The organism is Sulfobacillus sp. TH-112 (genome assembly GCF_057473405.1).
In genome coordinates this window covers 1-7,537 of the sequence record NZ_JBYCKN010000136.1, presented here as the reverse complement: position 1 = coordinate 7,537, position 7,537 = coordinate 1, and the positions used below count along the sequence as shown (strand labels likewise).

General features: G+C 51.8%; 10 protein-coding genes. 5 read left to right on the top strand and 5 right to left on the bottom strand.

The window, feature by feature from the left end; translation table 11 throughout:
- On the top strand, positions 1-812 hold an 812-nt coding region (locus tag ACOJWD_RS09705), incomplete at its 5' end, for a hypothetical protein (protein ID WP_486993030.1).
- 196 nt (positions 813-1,008) lie between these two features.
- On the opposite strand, the gene ACOJWD_RS09700 is transcribed toward ACOJWD_RS09705, so the two are convergent.
- Positions 1,009-1,191, bottom strand: coding sequence for a hypothetical protein (locus ACOJWD_RS09700; RefSeq protein WP_486993029.1), 183 nt, complete (start codon positions 1,189-1,191; stop codon positions 1,009-1,011).
- A 472-nt stretch (positions 1,192-1,663) separates the two neighbouring features.
- Here ACOJWD_RS09700 and ACOJWD_RS09695 point away from each other — a divergent pair, with 472 nt between their 5' ends.
- A complete protein-coding gene (locus ACOJWD_RS09695) occupies positions 1,664-1,894 on the top strand; it encodes a DUF4258 domain-containing protein (protein WP_486993028.1) in 231 nt (76 codons plus the stop codon).
- Between the two features lie 110 nt (positions 1,895-2,004).
- Here ACOJWD_RS09695 and ACOJWD_RS09690 read toward each other — a convergent pair whose 3' ends face one another.
- The 4 genes from ACOJWD_RS09690 to ACOJWD_RS09675 form a co-directional block, all read right to left on the bottom strand.
- Positions 2,005-2,406 (bottom strand): hypothetical protein, encoded by a 402-nt coding sequence (locus ACOJWD_RS09690; RefSeq protein WP_486993027.1) that lies wholly within the window; start codon positions 2,404-2,406, stop codon positions 2,005-2,007.
- 147 nt (positions 2,407-2,553) lie between these two features.
- Positions 2,554-2,748 carry a hypothetical protein gene (locus ACOJWD_RS09685; RefSeq protein ID WP_486993026.1) on the bottom strand — a complete coding sequence of 65 codons (195 nt, stop codon included), beginning with the start codon at positions 2,746-2,748 and terminating at the stop codon, positions 2,554-2,556.
- Between the two features lies 1 nt (position 2,749).
- Positions 2,750-3,715, bottom strand: coding sequence for a cytochrome B6 (locus ACOJWD_RS09680; RefSeq protein ID WP_486993025.1), 966 nt, complete (start codon positions 3,713-3,715; stop codon positions 2,750-2,752).
- Positions 3,712-4,335: a cytochrome b N-terminal domain-containing protein gene (locus tag ACOJWD_RS09675; RefSeq protein WP_486993024.1), complete on the bottom strand. Its 624-nt coding sequence runs from the start codon at positions 4,333-4,335 to the stop codon at positions 3,712-3,714. The genes ACOJWD_RS09680 and ACOJWD_RS09675 overlap by 4 nt, the downstream gene beginning before the upstream one ends.
- 336 nt (positions 4,336-4,671) lie before the next feature.
- Here ACOJWD_RS09675 and ACOJWD_RS09670 point away from each other — a divergent pair, with 336 nt between their 5' ends.
- The 3 genes from ACOJWD_RS09670 to ACOJWD_RS09660 form a co-directional block, all read left to right on the top strand.
- Positions 4,672-5,358, top strand: a complete 687-nt coding sequence (locus ACOJWD_RS09670) for a hypothetical protein (RefSeq protein ID WP_486993023.1) — start codon at positions 4,672-4,674, stop codon at positions 5,356-5,358.
- 222 nt (positions 5,359-5,580) lie between these two features.
- On the top strand, positions 5,581-6,696 hold the full coding sequence (locus ACOJWD_RS09665; RefSeq protein ID WP_486993022.1) for a ubiquinone/menaquinone biosynthesis methyltransferase: 1,116 nt from the start codon (positions 5,581-5,583) through the stop codon (positions 6,694-6,696).
- A gap of 197 nt (positions 6,697-6,893) precedes the next feature.
- Positions 6,894-7,537 (top strand): GAF domain-containing protein (locus tag ACOJWD_RS09660; RefSeq protein ID WP_486993021.1); only part of this gene is annotated, 644 nt, incomplete at its 3' end.

Genomic DNA, 7,537 nt, shown 5'->3' with positions numbered 1-7,537 from the left:
CTATCCGAGCGGCGGCCTTTGCGGTGGGAGGACTGATCGGTCCCCCTCTCGATGATCCCAGACACCAAGGCGCCGTGATCGCTTTAGCTAAGCCCCTGAGAGACCTTGGAGAATGGCCGGCGGCCACGGCCCTATATCGAAACGTCTTGTTCGGACTGCATCGTGCCAATCCTCGATTCGCGCGGGTATTTCTTCACCTAGGGTGTACTTATGCGGATGCGCACCAATATTCGCATGCAGTGCGTGCGTTCGTCCGCGCCCACCGTGATGCCGTTGCTCTTAGCCAGACCGACCTGAGTGGGTGGGCCTTGGTCGGCATGGCTCAATCCCTCGGGTTTGTGGGTCGCCAAGCTGATGCCATTGCCGCGAACGATCAAGCAAAAATTTTAGCCTCTACCTATAATTGGCCGGACCTCGAGTCCGCGGTGCTCCGGACCGGCGAAGTCTTAGACTTGTTATTTAGTCGTTCGCTGGTAGATGCGCGGAACCAGTGGCTCCGAGTCACGAAGCTCTTAGAGAAGGAGTCCGTTTCAGACAACGTGACCTTGCTTAATACATGGATTAATTATGCGTCTCGGCACGAAGCCTGGAGCGAGGTGCTGTTCGCCACCGAGGTGGGACTTGCACTGCTACGGTCCACGGCCTCTGTGCCCAGTCGTGGAGCAAAAGGCCAGTTTCTGTGGGTGCGCGCTATCGCAAATCACGCATTAGGCGAGCCTTGGGAGACAGACCGCGAGTGGGCCGCCGACTTGCTGGGCATGGACGTGCGCCTAGCGCCCGATTTTGACGTTTTGAGGCCGTTGCTTCCCTAAGCAATTTTGCAGGCTACCTCCTGTGATTGGCAGAGATGCGAGAACTCCGCCGTGTCCTTGGAGGAGAGAGCGCACTCTTTTTCGTGGTCAGATGGTGCTGATGCATGAACCGTCGGGAGGTGCCCCGCAATTCGAGTACAACGGTTGGCGTTCATGCCACGTGGCCTGTGTCGGGAGATAGCCCCGTGGCTCAAACTTAGGGGCCGGACGAGGCATACCGCAGCATGGATTGGCGTCCTTTGACACAGACGCTGACGTAATCCATAACCGAGTGAAGCACCGCGAGGCGATGATTGCGGGTTTTCATCCCATTGTGACGATGGCCTCCAATCCATTTAAAAATGACAAAATGTCCCAGATTTTCTCCGCCGATTGCCATGTCGTGACCACGCTAGAACATAAGCGTCATTGCGAACGCACGTCCGTCGCTGTGTCTCCTTCAGGGAATGCATGACGGTGTCGTCCGAGATGACCATCATGTACTCCCTTCAAGATAATTTAATATTGTAAATTCGGCTATTTGCAATCTGCGGTTGGATGGTCTTCTGCTTCATCTCGACGACGTTGGCTAGTTTCGTGCAAAATATGATGGATTGGTCCGTCGCAATAATCGTCTGTATTGTGCAAGATATGGTTGAACTACTGTCCCGGGATTTGAGGGGCCCTCATGGATATTCGAGCCGGATCGTTCACTATTCGCGTGCGAGTACAGGATTGGCGTCGATTATTCGTCCAGACTTCCGGCATTGCCACCGGAATCGAGCCGACACTCCATGGTAGAATAATCAGTAAATGACTATCAGGAGCTTTGTATGAGTCGGTTCGTGTATCGTATGCATGCGCTTTAACGCATGTTCGAGCGTGAAATCGAGCGCTCCGTGGTGCAGTCCGTGATTCAGTCGGGCACGACGATTGAAAGTTACTCGGAAGATACGCCGTATCCCAGTCGCCTGGTGCTAGGGTGGGACCGTCCCATCATGCCTTATTTGCGGAATTGGCTTCTCGGAGTGGGTATGATGGCATCCCGCTTGACCGTCACCGGCGCTTGCTGCATGAGGGTAAAGATGGTGCTCGACGGGTAAGTCGAGCACCATACAGTGAGAGAAGGAGTAGATCCAGTCTTCACGACCATGGCCGTTGGCGAAAATAGACGATCACGCGGTTTTTACGCAACGGCGATTTGGCGAGGATGTTAAAATCCGAAAAACCCCGTGGTGAATCCGCGGCCATACATGGCCCATAAAAAGACATTAATGCCAAATAGCACCCACTTGGGATTAACCTTCCACCCTTGTAACACATCTCTGGGATCTTTATCCTGACCGAACGCTCCGAGCAGAATGATGGCTAAAATAGCTAAGGCGCCATACATCAAATGCAATGTGTCGGTAGGACGTTGGCCCATAAGATATAATGTTGTTCCCGATACTCCTAGAATGATGGTTATCCATTGTGCTACACGTTCCCAGCGCCAAAAGTTGCGGGAGAGATCCTCATAGGCTTGTTGGCGTAATACCCCGACGCAGAGAATGCCGGATAACACGAACCCTAAAATCGCCGCGCCTACATGAAATACTAAAAGAACGTCAATCATTGATGGGCCTCCTCCATTGTACTTCGACATTCACTGGACAATTGTTCATTAAAATGGTGGTGAGTAACTTTGAATCAAATGGGGGATAGGTTAAGCGCTCGGCACGCAGGTCCGTGCGCTATACCCGTCTCCTCACTTAGGAAGTCGCTATGGCTTGGCTTTCCTCAAGGGGGACATCACTCCTAGCGCAACGAATGTCCCTGCCAAAATTTCTATTACACCCAGCATCATTCGTAAGCCGCTCAAGTTCACAAATCCAATACTGAGCGTCCCAAACCCGATGATGCCGAGCACGCAACCGACGCTCATGCGCACGAGGCCCCAGATCTTAAGATGACGCATACTATTCACCTCCTGAAGTGGTAGTCGGTGCGTGCTGAGAGCCATGACGATTACGGTAAAAGTCTTTCCAGATAAGGCGGTAAACGCCTACGTAGCGTGGTACCTTATTCCAGCCAGGAATCCACGGTGTGAGAGCCAATACCAGCCAAAATAGGAATCCTATACTTAAGGCTAAGGCATCGGACGCCGTGGAATTAGCGACAAAGGGCCACTGGTAAATCCATGTGGGAATCGTCATCCACCACGCTCCAGGATAGCCATTGATTGCGGGATGGATGATCCCCCAGTTCCCTCCAGCCATACTTTGGGTGGCCGGATCGTTTTGTAATGGCGCCCCTTGCAAGAAGAGCAGATAGTTCTGGTTGTCAAATCGGGTGATGACGGAACCATTACGTATCAGTGCTCCTGACATGAGTCCGCTCTTACCCAATGCGAGAGTCTCGTTTAAAAGTTGTGGTAAGGGGCCGTAATTTCCTCGAAGGGTGACCACTACGCCGTTTCGGTACACGCCTCTTTGAAGGGACTTGGTGTATGCGGCTTCCCAAGTTGCCTGCTGCTTAGAAGAGGCGGAGGTAAAGGCGTGAAGCGTCGGTCCAATGGCGGGATTAATCGTCGCGGCCATTTTCAAGGGATTCAAGATGAAGTCCACTTCGGCATTGATCGGATGGATGATGCCCGCCGTGGTTTGTAGCACACTTTCCACATTGCCGGTGCCGTGGTTATACGGTGGTCCATAATTTGCAATTTGCCCTGTGCCATCGAGCGCCCGTAACGCCATTTGTTCGAATTGAACCGGATTTGTTGAGGCATATCCCTTAATGGTTAGGGGCTGTTTTTCTGGTACTCCGAAGAACAGTGCAGCCACTAATACAACCGCTGCAACAATACCTAAGGTCGACAGGAGGTGTTTAACGAAGTCTTCTGGGACCATGCGGTAATGCTTGACGACGTCATTTTGCGTGCTCATGACTTGATCGCTCCTTCACGAACCTCTTCTTGTGCGTCAGGATACGGGGGCACAACACTCTTGGTGCGGACGCGAGTAATATGAAGGGCAATGACTGCAGTAAGGATGAGGGGCAGGACCACCACGTGCATTCCAAACATTTGCCCACTATTGGTGAGGTTTAGCCATCCTAAACCCATGGCATTTAGCCCATCTTTGGCTTGTACCGCATTCCACTCTGAATACAGATCCCCATTGATAAGAAATCCCGTGAAAGCGGTAGGAATGGCGATAAGGAAGGCAATGGCTCCTAGAAGCCAGGTCATTCCTCGTCCTCCACGCCAAGCGCCCGTGAAGAATACCCTCCAGAGATGCAGCATCATAAAGAAGAAAAATGCCTGTACACCCCAGAAATGGGTGGCCGCCACAAAGCGCATTGCACCATTATACGACCAAGAGTCCGGACCGTTCATCGCGAGTAGTATTCCTGAAATGACGAGGACCACAAAACTCGAGGCGGTTAATGAACCCAACATATACATAAATCCTTGGGCATATTCCGGCATTTCAGTCGGCAACCAGGTCTCGGCTGACAGCACCTCGCTTAATCTCTCTTTAGATAACTGGGTCCAGTTAGCCATTGTAATCACTCCTTGTGACAATTTGCGTTTAGTGACGGCGGTGGGCAGGTAACAGAATCCCCACAATAAAGGTCAAAAGAAACAACCCTTCAACAATGAAATTTCCAGATCCGGGAGACATTCCGTAGTCCTCCTCTCCAATGCAACGATGTTATTCACCATGTAGCTAATGTAACTTCGGGCACTAATTTTTATCATGGGCGGATGGCAGTCCGTGCGGGGGCCAATAGTCCAGGAAATATGGGCCTTTTGACTGAGGTAATGGATGGTGCAGTTCGATAGGATGAACGCCATAATCCGTTGCGCGAATGGGCGTAAAACGAGGAGGAGACCTGCATGACCAGTGCACTGTTTGGATTATCTGCAATCTTAGCGCTTATCTTTGCTGCGAATCTTGGTCAGCGCTATCGAACCACGCATGCTCCATTTTATGGGTGGTGGAGTTTATCGTTTTTGCTATATTTCGTGGCATTTTTGACTGAGGCGGGTACGGTCCAAAGTAATTGGCATTCGGTTGCGGTGTATCAGATTTATATCATGGCATCGGCTGGACTTGTAGGCGCGATGTCAGTCGGTACCACGTTGCTTGCGTTACCGCGTTCTCGCGTGGCCAAGCTGTATGCAAGATATTTTGTTGTGGTGGAAGCCGCCTTGATTGGGCTAACGCTGGCCTATCCTCCAGTATTGCACGGGAGTTGGGCGGCGCTAAATGCGGGGAAAGATGCCATTGTCGGTCCCACACAGGTGGCGTACTTATTGCTTTCGGCCGTAGGAGGGCCGATTGTGATTGTGGGTTCCTTGTGGTCGTGGTGGAAAACCCATCGCTATTATACCTTGTTGATTGCGGTGGGGGCACTGATCCCCAGCATGGCAGGTAGCTTGGCGTCTCAAAACATTGCCACCCTGGTGTTCCCGATAATGAATGTGATTGGACTGGTGTTGATTTTCTTGGGATACGTGTATTCCAGACCGCGGGCTGTCCGGGAGACGATGGGGAATTCATCCCCCGTGAAAGCGAGTTAAGTCTTTCCTGCCTTCATGTCCGCGACACCGGGTCGCGAGAGAAGGGTGTTCCAGTTCTCTATACTTCCAGAACAGACGTGCCTTCTAGGTGGACACGTCTGTTCTTGGTGCGGCTAATAGAGTAGGGCCGATCGACCTAGCAAGTCGGGACAATAAGCCGTAGGTCTTACGAGGTGACTACCGTACAGTACATATATCATGAAATACCTGGGAGGCGTGGTTATGGAGACCCCGGAACTATTCGATCAAATTGCGACACATTACGACAGATGGAGCAATTTACTATCGGGCGAAGGGATCCGTGCATGGCATGGTTTTGCGCTGGAACAGATGATGCTTACCCCTGGCATGGCAGTGCTCGATGTAGGATGCGGTACCGGTAAAATCACGACAGCCATTGCCGGTCGTGTGGGTGCGTTGGGACGGGTTGTCGGATTAGATCCCTCTCAATCCATGTTGGCGGTGGCGAGACGTAATCCACGAGAGAAAAACACGGCAGCAATCGACTGGGTGCAAGGCGAAGCCGAATCATTACCGTTCACTGATGCCCAATTTGATTGTGTCACGGCGCAATTTTCTCTGCGAAATATGCAGGAGTGGGAACGTGGGCTCGAAGAGATGACCCGCGTGTTGAAACCGGGGGGGCGGGTGGTTCTTCTTGAAGTAGTGCAACCCATGACCACTTTGGGTGCGGTCGCGTGGCGGGGGCTCGATACATTAACCCGGGGCATGCGGGACGAACTTAGCGCTTATCATTGGCTCAGTCTTTCTGTGGAGCACGCGCCGACCGAGATGGAACTGATAGGCGAGATGGAGCGATTGGGATTGGTGGCAGTGAAGACCCACCAGTGGTTAGGGGATTTAGTGTGCGTGTGTCGTGGAGAGAAGGTATCAGGAAGGTCTGTGGCGGTCAACCCATTGTATGGAGAGCGCGTGATTTGGGCCATGGATGGGTCGATGACAAGCTTATCGGCGGCGCACTGGATGAATGAGTACTTATCGCGAGGGACCGTCGTTGACATCGTGACCGTGATTCCTGAGAAATTGACCTCGGGAGATATATCGACGACCGACGTTGAGTCATGGCAACGGCAAGGTTATCGGGCAGCAAAACGACTATTGCCCGGCCAGTTTATAGTGCGCTACATGGTGACCCACGGGCATCCTGGTGAAGCCATAATAAAACACGCCCGTGATTATGGGGCGGGATTGGTGATAGTGGGGAATAAAGGACGGAACCAGCGAGCGGACCACTGGGTGGGGAGTGTGGCACGTTATGTCATGGAACATTCGACGATGCCCGTATTACTTTTTCCCACGCCCACTAACAGATCTTGAGTCGAAAAGACCAGCGCATCGACGTAACCCTTCGGATAGGCAGTTCTTTTGGGTAAACGCCACGTCCATATGTACTAAAGTTTAGAGAACTGGCATGAATCGCGTTTCTACGGAACGCTACATTTGCTACGGGGTGGGGATTCTGTGCATAATGACGTTATAAATAATGACAATGAGTGAGGAGGATGCGCTGCATAATGTCTAAAGGCTGGCGTGATCGGATTTTTGCCACCCTCATGGCGATGACGGGAGTCGCCCTCACAGTCGCAGTGTACTACCATTTCGTTCAGCCTTTGCCCATCCCACGAGGCCATCGAGTATTGTTTTTGGGTATTGTATTGGTTTTCTTTACGGGAGTATTTTCATTTATGGTGTTTGGCTTTCTCGAAAGGCAACAACGTCAACTCACACGAGCCAATTTACAACTCGAAAGGCAGCGCGATATCTTACAAGGTCTCTGGGACGCGACCGGTGTGGTCGCTACCTTGCCAGATGTGGAAGAGGTGTTGCAGCGCATCGTCGACGTGGCACGGCCATTATTTGATGCGGAATATGCGGCATTAGCGGTGCTATCTGATGAAGACGCTACCCAGATACATCAATTCATTACTTCAGGCATGAGTGATGATATGCGTCACATGATTGGACATTTGCCGACAGGGCGCGGCATTTTAGGGGAAGTCATTCGTACAAAGCAAGTGTTACGGTTAACCGATTTGAGTCAGCATGCGGCATCGGTGGGATTTCCGCAGCATCATCCGGCGATGACTAGCTTTTTAGGTTTGCCTCTCCTCTATCAGGGAGAAATTGTTGGGCACTTGTACCTGACTAATAAGCTCGG